General features: G+C 25.7%; 22 protein-coding genes. 17 read left to right on the plus strand and 5 right to left on the minus strand.

Features of this window, described 5'->3' with window-relative positions; all coding sequences use genetic code 11:
* Positions 1-122 precede the first annotated feature (122 nt).
* The 7 genes from hemA to J2Z53_RS04960 are packed head-to-tail and all read left to right on the plus strand — an operon-like array spanning position 123 to position 7,333.
* Positions 123-1,322 carry a glutamyl-tRNA reductase gene (hemA, locus tag J2Z53_RS04930; protein ID WP_209796122.1) on the plus strand — a complete coding sequence of 400 codons (1,200 nt, stop codon included), beginning with the start codon at positions 123-125 and terminating at the stop codon, positions 1,320-1,322.
* Positions 1,280-1,954, plus strand: a complete 675-nt coding sequence (locus J2Z53_RS04935) for an NAD(P)-dependent oxidoreductase (protein WP_209796123.1) — start codon at positions 1,280-1,282, stop codon at positions 1,952-1,954. The genes hemA and J2Z53_RS04935 overlap by 43 nt, the downstream gene beginning before the upstream one ends.
* Positions 1,955-1,968: 14 nt before the next feature.
* Positions 1,969-2,838 carry a hydroxymethylbilane synthase gene (gene hemC, locus J2Z53_RS04940; protein WP_209796124.1) on the plus strand — a complete coding sequence of 290 codons (870 nt, stop codon included), beginning with the start codon at positions 1,969-1,971 and terminating at the stop codon, positions 2,836-2,838.
* 13 nt (positions 2,839-2,851) lie between these two features.
* On the plus strand, positions 2,852-4,321 hold the full coding sequence (gene cobA / locus J2Z53_RS04945) for a uroporphyrinogen-III C-methyltransferase (protein ID WP_209796125.1): 1,470 nt from the start codon (positions 2,852-2,854) through the stop codon (positions 4,319-4,321).
* 5 nt (positions 4,322-4,326) lie between these two features.
* Positions 4,327-5,289: a porphobilinogen synthase gene (hemB, locus tag J2Z53_RS04950; protein WP_209796373.1), complete on the plus strand. Its 963-nt coding sequence runs from the start codon at positions 4,327-4,329 to the stop codon at positions 5,287-5,289.
* Positions 5,290-5,302: 13 nt separating this feature from the next.
* Positions 5,303-6,586 (plus strand): glutamate-1-semialdehyde 2,1-aminomutase, encoded by a 1,284-nt coding sequence (gene hemL, locus J2Z53_RS04955; RefSeq protein ID WP_209796126.1) that lies wholly within the window; start codon positions 5,303-5,305, stop codon positions 6,584-6,586.
* On the plus strand, positions 6,587-7,333 hold the full coding sequence (locus J2Z53_RS04960) for a sirohydrochlorin cobaltochelatase (protein WP_209796127.1): 747 nt from the start codon (positions 6,587-6,589) through the stop codon (positions 7,331-7,333).
* A gap of 44 nt (positions 7,334-7,377) precedes the next feature.
* On the opposite strand, the gene bsh is transcribed toward J2Z53_RS04960, so the two are convergent.
* A complete protein-coding gene (gene bsh / locus J2Z53_RS04965; RefSeq protein WP_209796128.1) occupies positions 7,378-8,367 on the minus strand; it encodes a choloylglycine hydrolase in 990 nt (329 codons plus the stop codon).
* A gap of 113 nt (positions 8,368-8,480) precedes the next feature.
* On the opposite strand from bsh, the gene J2Z53_RS04970 reads away from it, so the two are divergent.
* The 3 genes from J2Z53_RS04970 (at position 8,481) to J2Z53_RS04980 (ending at position 10,559) form a co-directional block, all read left to right on the plus strand.
* Positions 8,481-8,672, plus strand: coding sequence for a helix-turn-helix domain-containing protein (locus J2Z53_RS04970; protein ID WP_209796129.1), 192 nt, complete (start codon positions 8,481-8,483; stop codon positions 8,670-8,672).
* 89 nt (positions 8,673-8,761) lie between these two features.
* Positions 8,762-9,403, plus strand: a complete 642-nt coding sequence (locus J2Z53_RS04975; protein ID WP_327786699.1) for a LysR family transcriptional regulator substrate-binding protein — start codon at positions 8,762-8,764, stop codon at positions 9,401-9,403.
* Between the two features lie 97 nt (positions 9,404-9,500).
* The gene (locus J2Z53_RS04980; protein WP_209796131.1) at positions 9,501-10,559 is read left to right on the plus strand and encodes an ABC transporter substrate-binding protein; all 1,059 of its coding nucleotides are present in this window, start codon (positions 9,501-9,503) and stop codon (positions 10,557-10,559) included.
* A gap of 95 nt (positions 10,560-10,654) precedes the next feature.
* On the opposite strand, the gene J2Z53_RS04985 is transcribed toward J2Z53_RS04980, so the two are convergent.
* Positions 10,655-10,873 (minus strand): hypothetical protein, encoded by a 219-nt coding sequence (locus J2Z53_RS04985; protein ID WP_209796132.1) that lies wholly within the window; start codon positions 10,871-10,873, stop codon positions 10,655-10,657.
* A 247-nt stretch (positions 10,874-11,120) separates the two neighbouring features.
* Here J2Z53_RS04985 and J2Z53_RS04990 point away from each other — a divergent pair, with 247 nt between their 5' ends.
* Both J2Z53_RS04990 and J2Z53_RS04995 read left to right on the plus strand, forming a co-directional pair.
* Entirely contained in the window at positions 11,121-11,687 is a 567-nt protein-coding gene (locus J2Z53_RS04990; RefSeq protein ID WP_209796133.1) for a DUF3867 domain-containing protein, read from the plus strand.
* Positions 11,688-11,775: 88 nt separating this feature from the next.
* Complete coding sequence (locus tag J2Z53_RS04995) at positions 11,776-12,642, plus strand: tRNA 2-thiocytidine biosynthesis TtcA family protein (protein ID WP_209796134.1); 867 nt, start codon at positions 11,776-11,778, stop codon at positions 12,640-12,642.
* 57 nt (positions 12,643-12,699) lie between these two features.
* Here J2Z53_RS04995 and J2Z53_RS05000 read toward each other — a convergent pair whose 3' ends face one another.
* Complete coding sequence (locus tag J2Z53_RS05000; RefSeq protein WP_209796135.1) at positions 12,700-13,569, minus strand: Cof-type HAD-IIB family hydrolase; 870 nt, start codon at positions 13,567-13,569, stop codon at positions 12,700-12,702.
* A 241-nt stretch (positions 13,570-13,810) separates the two neighbouring features.
* On the opposite strand from J2Z53_RS05000, the gene J2Z53_RS05005 reads away from it, so the two are divergent.
* Entirely contained in the window at positions 13,811-14,005 is a 195-nt protein-coding gene (locus tag J2Z53_RS05005; protein ID WP_209796136.1) for a DUF4250 domain-containing protein, read from the plus strand.
* A gap of 263 nt (positions 14,006-14,268) precedes the next feature.
* A complete protein-coding gene (locus tag J2Z53_RS05010) occupies positions 14,269-16,029 on the plus strand; it encodes a putative bifunctional diguanylate cyclase/phosphodiesterase (RefSeq protein ID WP_209796137.1) in 1,761 nt (586 codons plus the stop codon).
* Between the two features lie 96 nt (positions 16,030-16,125).
* On the opposite strand, the gene J2Z53_RS05015 is transcribed toward J2Z53_RS05010, so the two are convergent.
* On the minus strand, positions 16,126-16,836 hold the full coding sequence (locus tag J2Z53_RS05015; RefSeq protein ID WP_209796138.1) for a polysaccharide deacetylase family protein: 711 nt from the start codon (positions 16,834-16,836) through the stop codon (positions 16,126-16,128).
* Positions 16,837-17,191: 355 nt separating this feature from the next.
* Here J2Z53_RS05015 and J2Z53_RS05020 point away from each other — a divergent pair, with 355 nt between their 5' ends.
* The 3 genes from J2Z53_RS05020 (at position 17,192) to dut (ending at position 19,483) form a co-directional block, all read left to right on the plus strand.
* Positions 17,192-18,469, plus strand: a complete 1,278-nt coding sequence (locus J2Z53_RS05020; RefSeq protein ID WP_209796139.1) for a uracil-xanthine permease family protein — start codon at positions 17,192-17,194, stop codon at positions 18,467-18,469.
* 115 nt (positions 18,470-18,584) lie between these two features.
* A complete protein-coding gene (locus J2Z53_RS05025) occupies positions 18,585-18,959 on the plus strand; it encodes a SpaA isopeptide-forming pilin-related protein (protein WP_209796140.1) in 375 nt (124 codons plus the stop codon).
* A gap of 86 nt (positions 18,960-19,045) precedes the next feature.
* Positions 19,046-19,483 (plus strand): dUTP diphosphatase, encoded by a 438-nt coding sequence (gene dut / locus J2Z53_RS05030; protein WP_209796141.1) that lies wholly within the window; start codon positions 19,046-19,048, stop codon positions 19,481-19,483.
* A gap of 85 nt (positions 19,484-19,568) precedes the next feature.
* On the opposite strand, the gene J2Z53_RS05035 is transcribed toward dut, so the two are convergent.
* Positions 19,569-21,500, minus strand: coding sequence for an ABC-F family ATP-binding cassette domain-containing protein (locus J2Z53_RS05035; protein ID WP_209796142.1), 1,932 nt, complete (start codon positions 21,498-21,500; stop codon positions 19,569-19,571).
* Positions 21,501-21,645 lie beyond the last annotated feature (145 nt).

The following is a 21,645-nucleotide window of genomic DNA, read 5'->3' on the forward strand; positions in this document are numbered from 1 at the left end:
ATTTTTATTATATAAAATAATAGAAGATAAGAAGAAATAGTTGTATAATAATAAAATGGAGGGTCGTGAGTAAATAAAAAATCTTACGGCCTTTTTATATAATTTTTTAATGGAGTGAGAAGATGATAGCAGTTTTAGGAATACAAAAGAATATTCCGTTGCAAATAAGAGAAAAATTTTCTATAAAACCAAAATTAAAAGAAAAATCTATGAAGGAATTAAAAAATATATTAGATGAAATAGTTATTTTGAATACTTGCAATAGAACAGAAATTTATTTTAATCATTCTTTAAAAGAAGAAGAAGCATTAAAAAAAATTTTTGATGTTTTAGGTTGGGATGAAAATTTAAGAGAATATATTTTTTACATAACAGGAGATAGTGCAGCAAAGCATTTATTTAAAGTTATTTGCGGATTTCATTCAAAAATATTAGGAGAAGATCAAATTTTAGGTCAAGTTAAAGATGCATATATGGAAGCAATAAAACTTGAAACAGTTAATTTAGAACTTCAAAGATTATTTCAAGAAGCAATAACTTGTGGGAAAAAGTTTAGAAATGAAGCTAAGCTTTATGAAATACCAGTATCATCAGCTTCAATAGCAGTTAATAAGGGAATTAGTAGTGGATGTAGAAGTTTTATGGTTCTTGGTCATGGCGAGGTTGGAAAGCTTGTAGTTAAACATTTATTATCACATAACATTGAAAAAATAATTATTGCTGTTAGAAATAAGGAAGCTTTAGATTATAAAGAATATGAAAATATTAAAGTTATTGGTTTTAATGAAAGAAAAGAATATATCAATAGAGTAGATTCAATAATATCTTGTACATCAGCGCCTCACACTGTAATCACTAAAGATGAGATAGAAGAGGAAGGAAAAGAATTATTAATTTTTGATTTAGCTCTTCCAAGGGATGTTAGTGAAGATGTTAAATATATTAATAGAGTTTGCGTTTATAATATAGATGAAATTAGTAAAATTGATGATGAAAATAAAGATCTTAGAAGAGATAGAATGTATGAATATTATTATTTAATAGAGGAATATTTAGAAGGCTATAATAAGTGGAGAAGTCTTAGAGAAGTTACGCCTTATATAAGAGAATTTAAAAAACATGGTGAAGAAATATACAAAAAAAGATATGAGACTTTTAAAAATAAAGAAGGTAAAGAGGATAAGCTTGTAAAAATGCTTATGAAAAGTACCTCAGATGCTTACATAAATAGAGCCATAGAAACTTTAAAAGAGGAAACTATAAGGGGTTGTGGTAAGGAATGTATGAGAATTCTAGAAAAGATATTTATAGAGAAGAATTAGATTACATTATGCTTTCTCTTTTTTCAAATAAAATAAATGTTTTAATAATAGGTGGAGGAAATGCAGCTTTTATTAAAGCAAAGACATTTTTAAGTAATGGGTGTAATGTAGAAATTGTAGCAAAAGATATAAAAAAAGATATTTTTGATTTAAAATGTAGTAATTTAAAACTAACAAAGAGCGAATATAATAAAAGTTTTTTATTAAAGAAACACATTATTATTATTGCAATTGATGATAATAAAATTATAGAAGATATAATTTGTGATTGTGAAGCTTTAGATAAGTTATATATAAATTGTAAAACTCCTAAGGAAGGATTATGTGTTCTTCCAATGAATATTAAAAGTAAGGAAACTATTATTGGAATTAATACTTTAAGAGGAAATCCAAGAGCTTTAAAAATGCTTGGAAACAATATTTTAAATGAAGCTAAAGTATGGGATGATTTTATAAAAGTTACATCTATTATAAGAAATAACGTAAAAAACATTAAGGATAAAAAGCAGGAAGTATTAGACTTTATAATAAATGATGATTTTAAATATTTTGTAAGTAAAGGAAAGGAAGAGCTTATCTTAAGATTATTTTATGAAAAAAAATTAGTAAATAAATTATTATCTAAAGATTAAGTTAAGGTGAAATAATGAAGTTTATTGTAGCAACAAGAAAATCTAAATTAGCTCAAGTTCAAGCTGAAAGAGTTATGGAACTTTTAAAAGAAAAAAATATAGAATCAGAAAAACTTTTAGTTGTAACAGAGGGAGATAGAAGACTTGATATAACACTAAGTAAGATTGGTGGAAAAGGACTATTTGTTAAAGAGATTGAACAAAAAATGTTAGAGGGAGAGGCAGACCTTGCAGTTCATAGTATGAAGGATGTTCCTCATGAATTGCTATATGAGTTTGAACTTATATGTACTCCTGAAAGAGAAGATATTAGAGATGTTTTTATATCAGCTAACAATATTCATTTTAATGATTTGAAAAAAGGTGCAGTTATTGGAACTAGTAGTATGAGAAGAGTAGCTATGCTTAAAGAAATTAGAAGTGATTTAAAAATAGTTCCAATTAGGGGTAATGTTCAAACTAGACTTAAAAAGATGAAAGAAGAAAATATGGATGGAATAATTCTTGCGGCAGCTGGACTTAAAAGATTAAATATGGAACATATAATAACTGATTATTTTGATCCTAAGATTTTTCTTCCAGCTGTAGGGCAAGGTGCTTTAGGAATAGAATGTTTAAAATCTTTTAAACATAAAAACATTCTAAAATCTCTTAATGATGAAAAAACAAGAATAGAGGTATTAGGTGAAAGAAGTTTTATGAAAGCTTTAGGTGGAGATTGTCATAGTATGATAGGGATTTACTCTGAAATAAATGATGATGATATTTATATGATAGGAACATTTTTAGTTGATGGAAAAGTAATAAGAAAAGACATAGTTGGAAGTAAATATGATAGTGAAGAATTAGGAAGAAGATTAGCTTATAAAATACTAGGTAAATAGTAGGAGGTAGAAAATGAGCAAAGCATACATTATTGGAACAGGTCCTGGAGATGAAGAACTTTTAACACTTAAGGGTAAGAGAGTTTTAGGTGAATGTACAGCAGTACTTTATGATAGATTAGTATCAAATAATATATTAAATTATTTAAATGATAATTGTGAAATATATTATTGTGGAAAGGAGCCAGGTGCTCATTATAAAACACAAGAAGAAATAAATGAAATGATTGTAGCTTTAGCAAAGAAAGGTCACATAGTTGGTAGAGTAAAAGGTGGAGATCCTTATGTATTTGGAAGAGGTGGAGAGGAAGTATTAGCTCTTAAAGAAGCTGGAATAGAATTTGAAGTAATTCCAGGAGTAACTTCACCAATTGCAGTTTTAAATTATGCAGGTATCCCTATAACACATAGAGGAATAGCTCAAAGTTTTCATATAGTTACTGGAATGTCAGCTAAAAATTTAAATGTAAACTTTGAAGCATTAGCTAAAGAAAATGGAACATTAGTTTTTATGATGGGACTTGCTAATATAGATTTTATTGTAGAAGAACTTATTAAATATGGAAAAGATAAAAATACAAAAGCGGCCGTAGTAATGAGAGGAACCTCATCAAAGCAAAAAAAGGTTATTGGAACTTTGGAGAATATTTCAGATAAAGCAAAGGAAGCAAATTTAAAATCCCCATGTATAATAGTAGTTGGAGAGGTAGTTTCATTAGAAAAAGAATTATCATGGTATGATAATAAACCCCTATTTGGAAAAAATATATGTATTACTCGTTCAAAATCTCAATCTAAAAACCTAAAAATAAGATTAAAAGATTTAGGTGCTGAAGTTACTGAAATAAATTCTATTGCCATAAAAGATACAAGTAATAATTTAGATAATTATAAAAATAATCTTAAAGAATATGATCATATTCTTTTTACATCAGTAAATGGAGTCAATATATTTTTTGATTATTTAATTAGAGAAAAGATTGATGTAAGAAGAATAAAAGGAAAGTGTTCAGTAGTTGGAAAAGCAACTAAAAGGGCTTTAGAAAGTAAAGGAATTATTCCATTTAAAATGGCAAAGGAGTTTTTAGGAGAAGGGCTTTTAAAAGAAATAAAACCTTATGTTAAAAAAGACGATAAAGTTCTTATATTATCATCATCAAAAGGAAGAAATCTTTTAAATGATGAGCTTTCAAAAATGGGAGCAGAAGTTACAAGAGTTAATATATATGATGTTATAGTAGGAAATGTGAAAAATGAAAAAATATTTGATGAGGTAGACGCAGTATTATTTACATCACCATCAACTTTTGAAAACATGAAAGAAATAGTTGGACTTGATAAAATAAAGGAAAAGATATGTATTGCAATTGGACCTATAACTAATAAGGCATTAGAAAAGGACGGAATAAATGCTTTTGTTTGCAAAGAACATTCAGAAGATGGCTTTTTAAAAGAGATAGAAAATATGTTAAAGGAAGTGTAATAACAATGAGAAGAGGAAGAAGATTAAGAACAGATGAAAATGTTAGGAGTTTAGTTAGGGAAACTATATTAAACCCAGAAGATTTTATTTTCCCAATATTTGTTGTTGAAGGAGAAGGCATAAAGCATGAAATTGAATCATTAGCAGGAATATATCATTATTCAGTTGATATGCTAGATGAAGTAATTAAAGAAACTGTAGACCTTGGAATTAAAGGTGTAATGTTATTTGGAATACCAAATCATAAGGATTGTTGCGGTAGTGAAGCTTATGCTGAAAATGGAATAGTTCAAAAGGCTGTAAGAAGAATAAGAGAATTAACTGATGATCTTTTAGTTGTTACTGATGTTTGTATGTGTGAATATACAGATCATGGACATTGTGGAATTATTCATGATGGAGATGTTGATAATGATGAAACATTAGATTATTTATGTAAAATAGCAGTATCTCATGCAAAGGCAGGTTCTCAAATGATAGCACCATCAGATATGATGGATGGAAGAGTATATAGAATAAGAGAAGCTTTAGATGAAGCTGGATTTAAAAATGTGCCAATAATGAGTTATTCAGCAAAATATTGTTCAGCATTTTATGGACCATTTAGAGCAGCAGCAAATTCAGCACCATCCTTTGGTAATAGAAAAACATATCAAATGGATCCTGCAAATAGAAGGGAAGCTTTAAAGGAAGTTTTATATGATATTGAAGAAGGTGCAGATATTGTTATGGTTAAACCTGCTCTTTCATATTTAGATATAATAAGAGAAGTTAGAAATTCAGTAAATACTCCTGTATGTGTTTATAATGTAAGTGGAGAATATGCAATGGTTAAGGCTGCTAGCAAAATGGGATTAATTGATGAAGATAGAATAATTTTAGAAAGTTTAACATCAATGAAAAGAGCAGGAGCAGATATAATAATTACTTATCATGCATTAGAAGCTGCAAAACTTTTAAGAAAATAGGAGGAAGCTTACTATGAATAAAGAAATATTTGAAGAATCAAAAATATATATGCCAGGAGGAGTTAATAGTCCTGTTAGGTCATTTAAAGATATAGGAATAAATCCTCCAGTAATAAAAGAAGGAAATGGCGTAATAATAAAAGACGAAGATGGAAATGAATATATAGATTTTGTTTTAGCTTGGGGTCCATTAATACTTGGACACTGCGATAAAGATGTAGTTAAAGCTATAAAGGATGAATCAGAAATTGCTTTAGCCTTTGGTGCACCAACAAAACTTGAACTTGATTTAAGTAAATTTATGTGCGAAAACTTAGAAACTGTAGATATGATAAGAATGGTTAACTCAGGTACAGAAGCTACAATGAGTGCTATAAAACTTGCTAGAGGATATACTAAAAAAGATAAAATAGTTAAGTTTGCAGGATGTTATCATGGACATTTTGATGGATTTTTAGTTGAGGCAGGTTCTGGAGTTTTAACAGAAGGAATAGCAGGTTCCCTTGGAGTTCCAGAAGATAGCATAAAAAATACTTTAATTGGAATATATAATGATGAAAAAAATATGGAAGAATTATTTAAAAAATATGGAGATGATATTGCCTGTGTAATAATAGAACCAGTTGCAGGAAATATGGGAGTAATAAAGGCAAAGGATAGCTTTATAAAAACTCTTAGAAGATTATGTGATGAATATGGAGCACTTTTAATTTTTGATGAGGTTATGAGTGGATTTAGAGCTGCCTTTAAAGGAGCACAAAGTTTATTTAATGAAAAGCCAGACCTTGTAACTTATGCTAAGATTATGGGTGGTGGACTTCCATGTGGTGCATACGGTGGTAAGAAAGAAATTATGAAAGAACTTTCTCCACTTGGCGGAGTATATCAAGCAGGAACAATGTCAGGAAATCCAATTGTAATGGCAGCTGGGCTTGCAACATTAAAGAAATTAAAGAGTGATTTATCTGTATATGATCATATAGAAACTTTAGGAAAGAAATTTGAAGAAGGAATAGAAGAAATTTCAAAGAAATATGGAATTGGAACAGTTGTAAATAGAGTAGGTGGAATGATGACTTTATTTTTTACAGATGATTCTAAAATTGAATCTTATGAAGATGTTAAAAAGTGTAATCTAGAAAGATTTAAAAGATATTTTAGTCATATGTTAGAAGAAGGATTTAATATAGCACCATCACAATTTGAAGCTGTATTTTTATCAACTAAGCATACAGAAGAACATATTGATAAATTTTTAGAAGCCTTTGAAAGATTTGCAAAGAAGGAAACAAAGTAAATGAGTAATAAGGCTATTGTTATAGTAGCTTTTGGAACTGGGAAGGAAGAAGATTTTAACAAATATCTTCTTCCCTTTAAAAAGGATGCCAAAGATAAATATGGTGAAGATTTTGATATATTTATTTCATTAACTAGTGATAAAATGATAGAAAAATTAAAGTTAGTCATAAATAATTATGAAGATACTTTAAGAAATTTAATTTCTTTAAAATATGAAGAAGTTTATGTTGAATCACTATATTTTTCAAGAGGTAAGGAATATTCAAAGATTGAAACTATAACAAAAAAATATAAAGATTATTTTAAAAAGATTAAAATAACAAAACCTGTTTTTGAAGAAAATGAAGCTTTAATAGATGAGTACTTTAAAAGCTATAATAATATAATTTTTATATGTCATGGAATTCATGGTTCAAATAAATCTATAGAAGAAGATTATATAAAAAAAGCAATGGAAAAAAATAATAAAAAACAAAATTATGTTGCCTTAATAAATAAAAAAGATAATTATAAAAATCTTGTAAATACTATTAAAGGGGATAAGATTCCTAAGGTAACTATAATACCTATTCTTATTACTAAAGGATATCATTTTAATAATGATATAATTTCAAATAATAGTTATAGTTTAACTTATTTATTAAAGGAAGAAGGTATTACGGTAGAAATAGTTGATAAAGTATTAGCAGAAAATAATTTTTTTAGAAGATTAGTACTTAAAAATTTAAGTAAAATAATTAATTAAAAGAAGTGGAATTAAAACCACTTCTTTTTTATATATTAAATATTTTAATTTTCAAATAAAATAGATTGTGTATCTCTGTAAGGATAGGATTTAATTTCTTTCATATTTAAGTCTTCATTTGATAAATCTATACATGTAATTTGTCTATTATTATATGTACTATAATAATATTTTAAAGATTCACTACACATTACTGCTGTATAAAGAGTTTTATCTTCAGATTTATCCATTTTTAAAACTGCACCCTTTGGAATGTTGCAGCTTGATAATACTTGAAAAATACCATTTACTCCATCTATTTCACAATTTAAATTAGTTAAATTATTTTTTAAAAAAGCACATCTAACAAAACGTGATGGAGGTGTAAAATCTCCTGGTAATCCAAATGTACCAGAACCTTGACCAAATGGAGATAAATTAAAGTTTTCCCATTTAGTGTTGTTATATTGATTAGGATTTAGACTAATATATTGATTTAAGTTAGTTAGATGCCAATTTAAATTAGGGCTATTTGTCATAACTCCAATAGGATTATCAAGAACATCTATTCCATTTTTTGTTTTTTCAATAACAATACTATTTCCAGATTTATCACTTACAATCCAGTGAAGTGGAGGAGTTAATTTTAGAAGAGAAAGAGGCTTATCTATAATATTAATATTTTTAATATTAGTTTTTACTTCCTCTAAATTTTTAAAATTACATAATATCCACAATACTAAATCATAGGGAGCTAAATTTTCTTTAGTTTTATTTATACTATTTTCATATTTTGCATATCCAGGAAAATAAAGAGCACTACAACATAAGCCATATTCATTTAATCCATCAGCAAATATAGGATGGCTATCTAAAATTGTAGACATTCCAAGTAGTGCATATTTAGTTTTAAAGTATTTGTTGTTTACAGAATTTAATATTTTATAGTTTCTAGGAATTAAATGCACACTTTTATTAATGTCCACTGAAAAATCCATTGTTCTACCTAAAAAGTGATAATCATTTTTTGTTCTTAATGTTAAACTTGTACACATAATTTAAGCACCTTCTTATTAATTTATATTTTAAGTTTACAATGGAAAGTTATTTAAGTAAAATTAAAATAAATAAATATATTATTAAGTAAAACTTAAGATAGGAGAATAAGATGAATTTTGAACAACTTAATATAATAACAACTTTATCAGAAGAAAAAAGTTTTTCTAAAACAGCAAATAGATTACATTTAACTACATCTGCAGTTAGTCAAGCTGTTTCAGTTTTAGAGAAGGAGTTAGATACAAAATTATTTGAAAGATCAAAAAAGGAGCATTTCCTACAATTAAAGGACAATATATAATAAAAAAAGCTTACATAATATTAGAAAAAAAGCAAGATATATATACTTACACATCTAATAAATCTAATTTTCCTAAATTAAAATTAAATATAGGTTGCATTCCAGGGATTAATTATATTTTGATAAAGGGAATTCAATTATTAGAAAGGGAATATCCATTTCTTGAAGTATCTATTACTGAAGAAAATACTCAAAATCTTTTAAATTTATTAAAGGAGGATAAATGTGATTTTGCATTAATTGCTTTTTCTGAAAACATAGTAAACCATAATTTAAATTATCATATTGATAAAATTGTAGATGGATCATTTTATATAGCAGTAAATAAAAAATCTCATTTGGCAAAGTATAATATATTAGATTATGAAACTATAATAAAGGAACCTTTAGCTTTATATAAAGATAAGTTTTTAATGAATTATTTAAGTCATATAGAAAGTAAAACAAAGAAGAAGGGAAGAATATTATTTAAAACTAATAATTCTATGTCAATTATAAATAGCATAGAGCAAAATATAGCAATAACATTTTGTCCATCCTATACTATAATAAATGATTTTAATAATATTTCAGAACATATAAAATTAATATCCATAGTAGAAGATAAAGAAGTAATAAGTCCATCTTTATGGTTTTTAAAGAGTAAAAATAAATCTTTAAATGAAATAGGAGAAGAGTTATTAAATTTTATAAAAGAAAATATTAAATTATCTACCATATGTAAACTTTAGTTAAATTATATATTAATAAATTTTGTTTTAAAAAGATAATAAAAGATATATAATAGAATAGAATTTGTTTTATATTAATATAGGAGGATAAATTTTAATGAAAAAGAGAAAAAATATTATTGCTATAATAATCTCAGTATTGTTTGTTGGAACTTTACTTGTAGGTTGTGGCAATAATAAAAAAGAAGAAGTAACTATAAACTTCTTTAATTGGGCAGAAAATATTCCAGATGATGTAATAAAAGATTTTGAAAAAGAAACTGGAATAAAGGTAGTTCAAGATACTTATGCAAATATGGGAGAAATGTATGCTAAATTAACATCTGGGTCAGTTCAATATGATTTAGCTGTTCCATCTGATTATATGGTTGATAGACTTAGAAAAGAGGGAAGATTAGAAAAGATAAACTTTAAAAATATTCCTAATTTTAGTAAGATAGATGATAATTTTAAAGGTAAATCCATTGATCCTAAAAATGAATATTCAGTTCCATATATGTCAGGAACAATAGGTATTTTATATAATAAGGATTTAGTTAAGGGTAAAATTGATAGCTGGAATAATTTATGGGATCCAAAATATAAAAAGAGTGTATTCATGTTAGATGATATGAGGGATGCTTTAGGAGTTTCATTAAAAAGGCTTGGATATTCAATTAATTCAACTAATCCAAAGGAAATAAATAAGGCTGCTAATGAATTAATAAATCTTAATAAAAATGGAAATCTTTTAGCTTATGGAGATGATGATTTATTAGATAAGATGGTTGCAGGGGAGGCTGCTCTTTGTGTTTTATGGTCTGGTGAGGGACTTCACTTAGCTGATGAGCATAAAAATTTAGCTTTTGTTGTACCGAAAGAAGGGGCAGATTTTTGGGTAGATTCTTTAGTAATACCAAAAGCAGCTAAACATAAAAAAGAAGCAGAGATGTTTATAAATTATTTATGTTCAAAAGATCCTGCATTTAAAATTGCTGATAAAATTGGATATACAACTCCTCAAAAAGAAGCTAGAGAAGAACAGTCAGATCATGTTAAAAATAATCCTAATGCATATATGCCTAAAAGTGTAATGGATAAATGTGAGACATATGAGTATTTAGGTGATAAGTTAAAACTTTATGATGAGGCATTTACAAAGGTTAAAAATAGATAAATATAAAATTTATTTAGAATAATTAAATATAAATATTATAAAATGCACCACAAATGTTAAACAAAATAAATTACATTTGGAGGTGCATTTTTATATTAAGTATTAGTTTCTTTTGTAATTAATATTATTCCAAATATAATTACTATAGGAATAGGCATATAACTAAGCCATGGTATTTCAGTTACAATGGAGGAAATACCAAAATTTCCAGAAGCAACTTCTTTTAAAGTAAATGAAATTTTGTTTATTGAAATAACAATTGGGATAATTAATAAAGAAATGCTAATTAATAAAATACCTAATTTTTTATACATAAATTACTCCTTAAGTTAAAAGATTCATTTTATACTTAATTCTATATTTTTACTTATATTCCTTTTTATTAAAATTAAGAACTATGGATATAATATTTGTTATAATATTGTAAAAATCAAAATAAAGTTTTAATTTAGTGAAAATACTACTATTTTAATTGAAATGTTTAGTATTATTATTGATAATAGTATTATGATATAATATGTTAATAAGAGGATAAAAAATTAATTAAAGGAGCTGAAATTTATGAGCGATAAAAGAGTAATTGATTTTAATGAATTAAAAAATAGAGTTAATGAAAAAGATATAGATAAATTTGAAGAATATATGTATGATTTACTTTATAAAACACAAACTGGTCAAATGACTTTAGGGGATTTTTCTGCTAATCTTTCAAAATATATGGTAGAGAATAACATATCACAAAAGAAACTTTTTGAAATTCAAAAGAAAGTTATGGAAAGGTATGGTTTTGATCCATCTGGAATGGAAGAAAGTTTAAAGGGTATGGGAATTGATTTAGATTCAGTAGATTTAGATAGTGATTATGAAATGTTAAGAAAAAAAGCATCATTTCAAGAAAAATATAATAAAAAGGTTGTAACAAAGCCTGTTGATGAATATTTTATAGAAAATGCTAATAATAAGGTTAAAATTATTTTGGATAAAGAAAAGGTCGTATTAATAAGTGAAGGGAATATAGACCTAAATGATAATGAATTAAATGAGTTTTTGTGTTCTTATAAGAAAATGGTAGATGGAGATGTATTAAAAATTACTATTTGTAAAAATAGCAATGTATATGATTATTAAAATTAAGGCTAGAGCTTTAAGCTTTGGCTTTTTTTATTTTAATTTTATTAGAAAAATGATATAATATTTTGATGAATGAGGTGATGAAATGAGCGGTATAGCAGGACAAGGTTGTGAAAGAATAATCCCAGAAGGGGATAAAAAACCTTTAAAAGACATAGAGAGAAGTATAGTAAAAAGATATAGAAAACATATTTGGTCTAAATTTGTTAAGGCTATTAAAAAATATAACTTAGTTGAAGAAGGAGATAAGATTGCTGTTGCAATTTCAGGAGGAAAGGATTCCCTTCTTATGGCAAAATTATTTCAAGAACTCCAAAAACATGGTCAAATAAAGTTTGATTTAGAATTTATCGCCATGGATCCAGGATATCATAAGCAAATAAGAGAACTTTTAATAGATAACTGTAATTATTTAAATATACCAGTACATATTTATGAGTCAGGAATTTTTAAAGTTATAGATGAGAAAGCTAGCGAGTATCCTTGCTATCTTTGTGCGAGAATGAGAAGAGGATCATTATATGCAAAGGCTCAGTCAATGGGATGTAACAAGTTAGCATTAGGCCATCACTATAATGATGTTATAGAAACAACTCTTTTAAATATCCTTTATTCAGGAAATTTTAAAACAATGCTTCCAAAACTTAAGTCAACAAATTTTGAAGGCCTTGAACTTATAAGACCAATGTATTTTATAGAAGAGGATTATATAAAAAGGTTTATTAATTATAGTGGAATATGGCCTCTTAACTGTGCATGTATGGTTGCGGCAAAAAAAATTGGTAATAAGAGATATGAAATTAAGGATTTAATAGAAAATCTTAAGAAAAATTTTGATGGCGTAGATAAGTCAATATTTAAAGCAGCTGAAAATGTAAATATGGATTCTATATTAGGATGGGAAAAGGATGGAGTTAAACATTCTTATTTAGATTTTTATGATGAAGAATAAAAATTAAATAATTCAAACCCAAAATGTTAGTTAATAACAACATTTTGGGTTATTTTTTTATGCTAAGTTTTCAATATGTTCTTTTATAGCATAGGCAACTCCATTTTCATCATTTTTTAAAGTTACAAAGTTGCACATCTTTTTAATTTTATCATCTGCATTACCCATAGCAACGCTATATTTTACTTTTTTAAACATTGAAAGGTCATTGAAGTTGTCCCCTATAGCCATAACTTCGTCTAATGAAATATTAAGGGAATTAGCAATATATTCAACTGCATTTCCTTTTGAGGAAAATTTACTTACTATTTCAAAATTATTCTCATGGGATGAAACAATAGATATATCATTAATATCCTTAAGAGCATACCTTCCCTTCATTAGCTTGTCCTTATCATGTGATACAACAGCAATATTGTAGCAAGGATAGTTAGCTATTTCATTTATTGAGTTTATTCTTTTTATATCTGCTGAATCATGAGAATTATAAAACATTTCAAGAATATCATCTAATATTTTTTCTTTTAGAGAACCATTAGTTTCTTTAGCTTTATAAAAGTCTGCAATTAATCTTTCTTTTCCATCTATAGGTTCAATCATATGTCCGTCAGTTGAGATAACATAATAAAAATTATTATAATGTAAATAAGGTAAAATCTTATTAATAGCAGATATATTTATAGAGAAAGATTTAAGTTCCTTTCCACAAGTTTTATGAATTTGAGAACCATTACTTGAAATAATATAAGGAGTGTTTATACCAGCAGTTTTTATTATATTTTTTGCACTATTAAATGTTCTTCCAGTTGAAATAATTACTTCTATTCCTTGTTTTTGAGCTTCAAGTATTGCTAAAATATTTTCTTTACTTATAGTACGATTTGAATTTAGTAAAGTTCCATCTAAATCTGTTGCAATTAATTTCATAAGATCCTCCTAAAAATAAATATTTAACTAATATTATTTTACTAAGAAAATTTTCAAAAGTACAATTAATATTTAATATTAGTTGTTTTTAGTTAAAAAATTGAATGATAAATTAATATAGTGATATAATCAAAATATATTAAAAATTAAAATATAAATAATTAACACATAAGAGATATGTAAGTAATAAAAAGATTAAAAAAATAATTATTAAATATTAGAAAAAAGAGGAGTGGAGCTTATGACTACAGAAGAAATAAAAGATATGGATGTAAATATACTTTTAAGTATAATAAATTTAAAACTTAGAGACTTTTATAATAATTTAGATGAGCTATGTTATGATTTAGATATTAATAAAGACATATTAATAGAAAGGTTGCAAAAGAAAAACTATAAGTATGATTTATCAATAAATCAATTTAAGAGTTTATAATTTATTTACAGTAAGTATGATAATCTTTTGCATTTAAAATTTCTATTTTTATAGAATAGATGTATTAGTATAGGGTATAATATAGTAAAGAATTTAATGGAAAGAAAGGAGGATTTTTTATGAATATGAAAAAGACAGGTAAACTAGCAGTTTTTATTATAGCAACAACAAGTTTAATTGCAACTTTAGTAAATGATAAAAAAAGAAAAGAGGAAAGCTTAAATAATGATAAAATTTAATAATTTAGCTTAAGGGTATACACAATGAAAAATCATGATAAAGATATCAAAAATACAAATATAGTTTCTGATAAGAAGCTATCTATGTACAAAAAGTTCTTTATGGAAAACTTAGATTGTATAAAGGAACTTTCAAATTATACAAAGGACACCTTTATAAAAATAAATTTAAAAGAAAATACAATTCAATTATTAGGTGGACCAATTAGAAATATATTTAATTTGAAAAATGGCTTAAATGAAATAGATATAAATGAATTTTTATCAAGTTTAGATGAAATTAGTAAGATTGCACTTGAAAATATAATTAATGATGAAGATAATTATGATATTAATGAATTGATCTTAATAGGAAAAAATAAGGATAATGATACAATTTGGATTAGATGTATTTTACAAAAGGTGATTGAAAATGGAGAGGATTTTTCATATATTGGAGTATTAAATGATATGACAGAGGAAATACTAAAAAATAGAGAATATAATAGAATAATTGAATATGATATGACAACTAAAGTTCCAAATAAGTATTTTATGAAGGATGTTGTAGATAATTATCTTTTAGAATTTGAAAAAAACGAAGAAATAGGAGCATTTTTATTAATAGATTTAGATAATTTTAAACTTATAAATGATATCTTTGACCATGAAGTAGGAGATATATTATTATTTTTAATAGCTGATAAATTAACATCAATTTTAAATGAATACGATATTATATGTAGATATAGTGGAGACGAATTTATAATATTTAAGCCTAATATTAAATCAGTAGATGAAGCAGAAAGTTTTGCTAAAGAAATTATAAATATATTTGACGAACAACTAATAGTTAGGGGAAATCAGTTAAATATAACTGCAAGTATCGGGATTTCAATATATCCACACAATGGAATAAACTTTAATGAACTTTTAAAATCGGCAGATACAGCAGTTTATTGTGCTAAAAGAAATGGAAAGAATTGGTATAAAATGTTTAATAGTAATCTTTCAATCGAACTAGAAAGGTTTTATAGCATTCAAAGGTATTTAAAAAATGCTATATCAAATGATGAATTATTCTTACTTTTTCAACCAAATATATCTTTAAAAGATTCAAAAATGCATGGAATGGAAGCACTTCTAAGATGGAATAGCAAGGAGCTTGGACTTGTACATCCAAATGAAATAATACCAGTAGCTGAATCTACTAGGTTAATCTTACCTATTGGAACTTTTATTCTCGAAGAAATATTTAAAAAAGCAAAACAATTGTTAATAGATGGATATGAAAATTTTAAAATTGCAATTAATTTATCAGAAATGCAATTAAGGTATAATACTGTAATTAATGATTTTGAGTACCTTATAAAAAAATATAATATACCTCCTAAATACATAGAAGTAGAAATTACAGAGAGTATTTTAATGAAATCCTTTGATAAAAATGTTAAAATACTAAATCAAATAAGAGATTTAGGAGTAAGTGTTGCATTAGATGATTTTGGAACAGGATATTCTTCTCTAAATTATTTAACTAAGTTACCTATTGATGTTTTAAAAATTGATAGAAGCTTTGTGGTAGACTTGATGAAAAATTTTAAAAGCAGATGTATAGTTGAAAATATTATAAATCTTTCTCACAAATTAGGAATAAGTGTAGTTGCTGAAGGTGTAGAAGAATTAGAACAAGTAAATTACTTAAAGAGTATAAATTGTGATAGTATACAAGGATATTATTTTAGTGAACCAGATGAATTTTCAAATATTAAAAATCTATTTAATAAGGAATTTTTAATTGAGTAATTATTATTAAATAATAAATTTTAATATAATTATATGATAAATATACCTCTATTTAAAACCTATTTAGTAAGGTTTTAAATAGAGGTATAAATTTTTTTATTTTATATAATTAAAATATTCTGGTGAGGATGGTGTAATTTTTTTAAATACATATCCTTTAGATTTATAATAGGAGATTATTTCAGGAAGGGCTTTAGCAGAATTTTTATTTATTGTTCCGCAATGCATTAAAAGTATTATTGAATTTTTATTACTTTTAGAATTTTTTACGTAAGTATTTGGACTTGCTTTATGATTTGCACCATCACCACTATCAACATTCCAATCATAAACTTTAAGATTATTTTTATGAAGTAAATTAATTAAAGATGGATTAAGCTTATAGTATGTATTATTACATCCAAATGGAAATCTTAAAATTGTTGGTTTTATATGAACTATATCATTTATAAGAGATTGAGTTTTAAGCATCTCATTTAAAAATTCCTCATTTGAAGAATAAAGTTTTTTCTTTTCATGAGTAAAGCTATGAAGTCCTATAGAATGACCATCTTTATGTATTCTTTTTAGTATGTCTTCTCGCCCTTTTATTTCATTACCTATTATAAAAAAAGTTCCTTTAACATCTTCTTTTTCTAAGGTATCTAAAATATCAGGAAGTACTTTAGTTGAAGGACCATCATCAAAAGTCAAATAAATTATTTTTTCTTCGTTGTTTTCGCAATTTTTAGCAGCAAAGGCTTTAAATGATGGCATAATAGACATTAATAATATTAAAATTAAAGTATTTAGAACTAATTTTTTCATTTATATCACCCTCTTTAAAAATTAATCAATAAATATATATTAAGCATAAATATTTAAATCTATACAAATTTAGATAATTTATAAAAAAACTCAATAAAGCTTTGAAAAAAAATTAAATTGTGTTATAATTTAATAAATAAAAAAGTAATCTTTAAATTAGTACAGAGATACTAGTAAGAAGCAAATAATTTTAAAACTACATATGCTAGGTTTATGTAGTAGTATTTAGAGATATTAAATCTTCTTACAGTATTTGTAAGAAGTTTTTTTTACCTTTTAAAGGCAGTTCAGAGAGGCTGAAAAAGGGAGAGGTTTAATAGATTTCTCCTAACAAATAGTAGGGAGTGATATTTTTATGCAATTATTTGAAACATATGATGTAAGAGTAGAAAAGAAGAGTTTAAAAGTTAGGGCTACAAGATGTATTTTGGCACTTCAACATTTAATAGCAATGTTTGGAGCAACAATATTAGTACCAATGCTTACAGGGTTAGATCCTTCAGTAGCTTTGTTTACAGCAGGATTTGGAACTTTAATATTTCACTTATGTACTAAAGGTAAGGTTCCAGTATTTCTAGGATCATCCTTTGCCTTCATTGCAGTAATAAATGTAGTAAAGGCACAATATGGAGATTTAAGATATGCTCAAGGAGGAATATTTGTAGCTGGATTTATGTACATATTAGCATCAATTATAATTAAAAAAATTGGTGCAGATAAAGTAAAAAAATTATTACCAGCTCAAGTTGTTGGGCCTATGATTATGGTAATTGGACTTACTTTAATACCAACAGCATTAAAAATGGGAAGTGAAAATGTTGTTTTAGCAGTTGTAACTTTAGGTACAACTTTATTAGTAAGATTTTTTGGAAGAGGATTTTTTAAACAAATAGCAATATTAGTTGGAGTAATAGTAGGATATACAGTAGCATTATATAGTGGGGTTGTAGATGTTAATGCAATAAAGGATGCAGCATTTTTTTCAATACCAAACTTTACATTACCAAAATTTAATATAGGAGCAATTGCAATAATATCACCAGTTGTTCTTGCAGTATTTATGGAACATATAGGAGATATAACAACAAATGGAACTGTAGTAGGGAAAAACTTTATTGAAGATCCAGGCTTAAATAGAACATTTTTAGGAGATGGACTAGCAACAATGGTAGCAGCTTTACTTGGAGGACCTGCAGAAACAACATATGGAGAAAATACAGGGGTTTTAGCAATAACTAAAAATTATGATCCATCACTACTTAGATTAACATCAATATTTGCAATATGTCTTGGCTTTATATCAAAATTTGGAGTGGCTATTAGAACAATACCACAATCAGTAATGGGCGGAATTAGTATAATGTTATTTAGTATGATAACTTTTATAGGATGTAAAACAATAAAGACTGGTAATATTAAATTTAATTGGAAAAATACTTTAGTTATAGGTTCTATATTATTTGTAGGATTAGTAGCACCATATATAAACCCAATGTTAGAGCAAAATTTTGGATTTATAATAGGAATAAAGGTAAGTGAGACTGTTACAGTATCTGGATTAAGTTTTGCAGCTATAGTTGGAGTTATTTTAAACTTACTATTAAATGGATTTAACAAAAAAGAAAGTAAATAAAATTTTATTAAACTAGAGAAATTTATAATATTTTTCTCTAGTTTTTGTATTAATAATCACAACTCTAACCTATTAATCATAATTTATATTATAAATTATTTTAGGGGGTTTTTCTTTGAAAAAGGAAATTAGAGGTAAAAATGAATATTCAAGAAATTTGAAGAGTACATCTAAAAAAGAAAAAGGGAAAATAACTGTCTATACATTAATGGATAATTTAAATGGAGAAAAGTTAAAAGGAATAAAGGTTAATTTATATATAATAAACGGAGTATCACCTTTTTTAGTAATGAGTAAATTTAGCGATAAAAATGGTAAAGTTGAATTTTTAAACATAGAGGATGGAAATTATAGAGTAATCGAGATTATAGATAAAAAAATATATGAAAAACCAAATTATATAAGATGGAATGAAATAAATATTTCAAATTATTGTAAAGAAGAAACAATATATGTTATAAATAAAAAGAAAAATTTATATAAAAGCTAAAAATAAACGAATCCAAAATAAATGGATTCGTCTATTTATTTTTGATATAATTTAATTTATTAGTTTATAGATAAGGAGAATTTTAAATGGAAAGATTTAAACTTAAAGTTGAAAGAATAAATGAAAAAGCAAAACTACCTAATTATGCACATGAAGGAGATGCAGGATTAGATTTATATTCTATTGAAGAGCTTATATTAAAACCTGGAGAAAGTGGATTTGTACATACTGGTATTAAAATAGAGTTACCTAAAAATACAGAGGCTCAAGTAAGACCTAGAAGTGGATTAGCTTTAAAACATGGTATTACAGTATTAAATACTCCAGGAACTGTAGACGAAGGATATAGAGGAGAAATAAATATAATATTAATAAATCATAGTAAAAAAGAATTTGTAGTTGAGGAAGGTATGAAAATTGCTCAAATGGTTGTTAAGCCAGTTTGGAGAGTTGATGTAGAGGAAGTTTCAAGTCTTTCAAATAGTGAAAGAGGAGAAAATGGATTTGGTTCAACAGGACTATAAAATTTGAAAGTTTAATTTAAATTAAATATTTAAAAAATAATTATATTAATTTATAAAAGAAAGACTCCAAATAATTGGAGTCTTTTTAGTTATTTAATTCCTCACTTAGAATTTCCCATTCTTCATACAAGGATTCTATTTTAGATTCTGTTTGTGAAATTTCTTTATTAACTCTTTCAGCTTCTTTAGGATTTGAATAAATTTCCTCTAAACATAAATCATTATTAAGTTTTTCTAAAAGTTCCTCAGAGGAGGAGATTTCATTTTCAACTTCTCTAAGTCTTGCTTTTTTACTTCTTATTTCTTTTTGAGCAAGTTTAACTTTTTTCTTTTCTTCTTTTATTTTAGTTTTAGTTTTGCCGTTTTGTATTTCTTCATATTCTTCAAAGCGAGTTGGATTTTTTTTCTTTTCTATATAATAGCTATAGTTTCCTAAATATTCATCCATTTCATTTTCTTTAAGTTCAACTATCTTATTTATAACTTTATTTAAGAAGTATCTATCATGGGATACTATAAGCATACTTCCATCATAATTTAATATAGCGTCTTCTAGTGCTTCTCTTGAAGGAATATCTAAGTGGTTAGTAGGCTCATCTAGAAGAAGAAAATTAGCTTTTGAAAGCATAAGTTTTAAAATGTTTATTCTACATCTCTCTCCACCACTTAATGTTTCGATTTTTTTAAATACATCATCACCAGTAAATAGGAATGATCCTAAAGCAGTACGTATTTTAGTTGTAGTTAGTTCTGGAAAGGAATCCCAAACTTCATCTAATATTGTTTTATTATAATCTAAATCAGATTGTTCTTGATCATAATATCCAATATTAACATTAGCACCTAAAATTGCTTTACCAGAATCACTTTTAACTTTTCCCATTATAATATTTAATAAAGTAGTTTTTCCTCTTCCATTTTCACCTATTAGAGCAATTTTTTCTCCTCTTTTTAAGTCAAAGGAAACATTACTAAAAAGTTTTGTATCTCCATAAGATTTTGAAAGATTCTCAACATGAAGTACGTCATAGCCGCTTTTAACTAGTGTTTCAAAAGATATTTTAGAAGCACCTTTTTCTTTATCAGGAACATCTAATTTATCCATCTTCTCTAAAGCTTTTTCTCTACTTTCAGCTTTTCTTATACTTTTTTCTCTATTAAAAGACCTAAATCTTTGAATAATTTCTTCTTGTCTTTTAATTTCAGCTTGTTGAAGGTTGTAGGCCTTAAGTTGAGAGTCATAATCTTTTTTTCTAAGTTCTAAATACTTAGTATAAGGAGCATTATAACAATTAACATGACCATTTATAACTTGAAATGTTTTGTTAGTAACAGCATCTAAAAAATATCTATCATGGGATATAACAAGTAAAGTGCCTTTATATGTATTTAAAAACTCCTCAAGCCATTCAATAGCTTCTAAATCAAGATGGTTTGTAGGCTCATCTAAAAGTAATATGTCTGGGGATTGAAGTAAAAGCTTACAAAGGGCAACACGGGTTTTTTGACCGCCACTTAATGTGCTTATTACATTATTAAAGTCATCTTCTAAAAATCCAAGTCCTTTTAATACTCTTGCTATTTCACCCTTATAAGTATAACCACCTCTGTTAGTATAAAGTTCTTGGCATGTAGTATAATCCTTTATTAATTTTTCATGATATGCTGCATTATTCTCATCATAAGGTTCTTTCATTTTTATTTCTAAAGAAGCAATTTTATTTTCTAAATCTATTAAATTTTTAAAAACATTACAAGCCTCTTCGTAAATAGTTCTATTTAAATCAAGATTTAAATGTTGTGAAAGATATCCTACTGTTTTATTTTTATCAATAAAAATGTCTCCAGAGTCTGGAGAAATATTTTTTGATAAAATTTTAAATAAGGTTGACTTACCTTCTCCATTTGGGCCAATAATGCCAACTTTATCACCTTCGTTAATTGATATTGTCACATCCTTTAATACATCTTGAATACCATAACTTTTTTTAATATTTCTGCAACTTAAAACAATCATAATATATCCTCACCTTATATATTTTAATAATTATCATATTGTTTAATTATACTATTTATAAGGGTTTATATCAATTTTATGAATAGTAAAAGGTTTTATTATTTTTAAATAGGTGATAAGATTAATATATAAGCATTATAATTTG

This window comes from Clostridium moniliforme (assembly GCF_017873235.1).
Lineage (GTDB): Bacteria > Bacillota > Clostridia > Clostridiales > Clostridiaceae > Clostridium > Clostridium moniliforme.

What these genes read in the sequence shown, in the direction of transcription:
- hemB (WP_209796373.1), top strand. Translation starts at nt 4,327, where the DNA reads ATGAGAAGAGGAAGAAGATTAAGAACAGATGAAAATGTTAGGAGTTTA.
- J2Z53_RS05005 (WP_209796136.1), top strand. Translation starts at nt 13,811, where the DNA reads ATGACTACAGAAGAAATAAAAGATATGGATGTAAATATACTTTTAAGT.
- J2Z53_RS04935 (WP_209796123.1), top strand. Translation starts at nt 1,280, where the DNA reads ATGTATGAGAATTCTAGAAAAGATATTTATAGAGAAGAATTAGATTAC.
- J2Z53_RS05020 (WP_209796139.1), top strand. Translation starts at nt 17,192, where the DNA reads ATGCAATTATTTGAAACATATGATGTAAGAGTAGAAAAGAAGAGTTTA.
- cobA (WP_209796125.1), top strand. Translation starts at nt 2,852, where the DNA reads ATGAGCAAAGCATACATTATTGGAACAGGTCCTGGAGATGAAGAACTT.
- J2Z53_RS04970 (WP_209796129.1), top strand. Translation starts at nt 8,481, where the DNA reads ATGAATTTTGAACAACTTAATATAATAACAACTTTATCAGAAGAAAAA.
- J2Z53_RS04990 (WP_209796133.1), top strand. Translation starts at nt 11,121, where the DNA reads ATGAGCGATAAAAGAGTAATTGATTTTAATGAATTAAAAAATAGAGTT.
- J2Z53_RS04995 (WP_209796134.1), top strand. Translation starts at nt 11,776, where the DNA reads ATGAGCGGTATAGCAGGACAAGGTTGTGAAAGAATAATCCCAGAAGGG.
- hemL (WP_209796126.1), top strand. Translation starts at nt 5,303, where the DNA reads ATGAATAAAGAAATATTTGAAGAATCAAAAATATATATGCCAGGAGGA.
- J2Z53_RS05010 (WP_209796137.1), top strand. Translation starts at nt 14,269, where the DNA reads ATGAAAAATCATGATAAAGATATCAAAAATACAAATATAGTTTCTGAT.
- hemA (WP_209796122.1), top strand. Translation starts at nt 123, where the DNA reads ATGATAGCAGTTTTAGGAATACAAAAGAATATTCCGTTGCAAATAAGA.
- J2Z53_RS04985 (WP_209796132.1), bottom strand. Translation starts at nt 10,873, where the DNA reads ATGTATAAAAAATTAGGTATTTTATTAATTAGCATTTCTTTATTAATT.
- J2Z53_RS05015 (WP_209796138.1), bottom strand. Translation starts at nt 16,836, where the DNA reads ATGAAAAAATTAGTTCTAAATACTTTAATTTTAATATTATTAATGTCT.
- bsh (WP_209796128.1), bottom strand. Translation starts at nt 8,367, where the DNA reads ATGTGTACAAGTTTAACATTAAGAACAAAAAATGATTATCACTTTTTA.
- J2Z53_RS05035 (WP_209796142.1), bottom strand. Translation starts at nt 21,500, where the DNA reads ATGATTGTTTTAAGTTGCAGAAATATTAAAAAAAGTTATGGTATTCAA.
- J2Z53_RS04960 (WP_209796127.1), top strand. Translation starts at nt 6,587, where the DNA reads ATGAGTAATAAGGCTATTGTTATAGTAGCTTTTGGAACTGGGAAGGAA.
- dut (WP_209796141.1), top strand. Translation starts at nt 19,046, where the DNA reads ATGGAAAGATTTAAACTTAAAGTTGAAAGAATAAATGAAAAAGCAAAA.
- J2Z53_RS04980 (WP_209796131.1), top strand. Translation starts at nt 9,501, where the DNA reads ATGAAAAAGAGAAAAAATATTATTGCTATAATAATCTCAGTATTGTTT.
- hemC (WP_209796124.1), top strand. Translation starts at nt 1,969, where the DNA reads ATGAAGTTTATTGTAGCAACAAGAAAATCTAAATTAGCTCAAGTTCAA.
- J2Z53_RS05000 (WP_209796135.1), bottom strand. Translation starts at nt 13,569, where the DNA reads ATGAAATTAATTGCAACAGATTTAGATGGAACTTTACTAAATTCAAAT.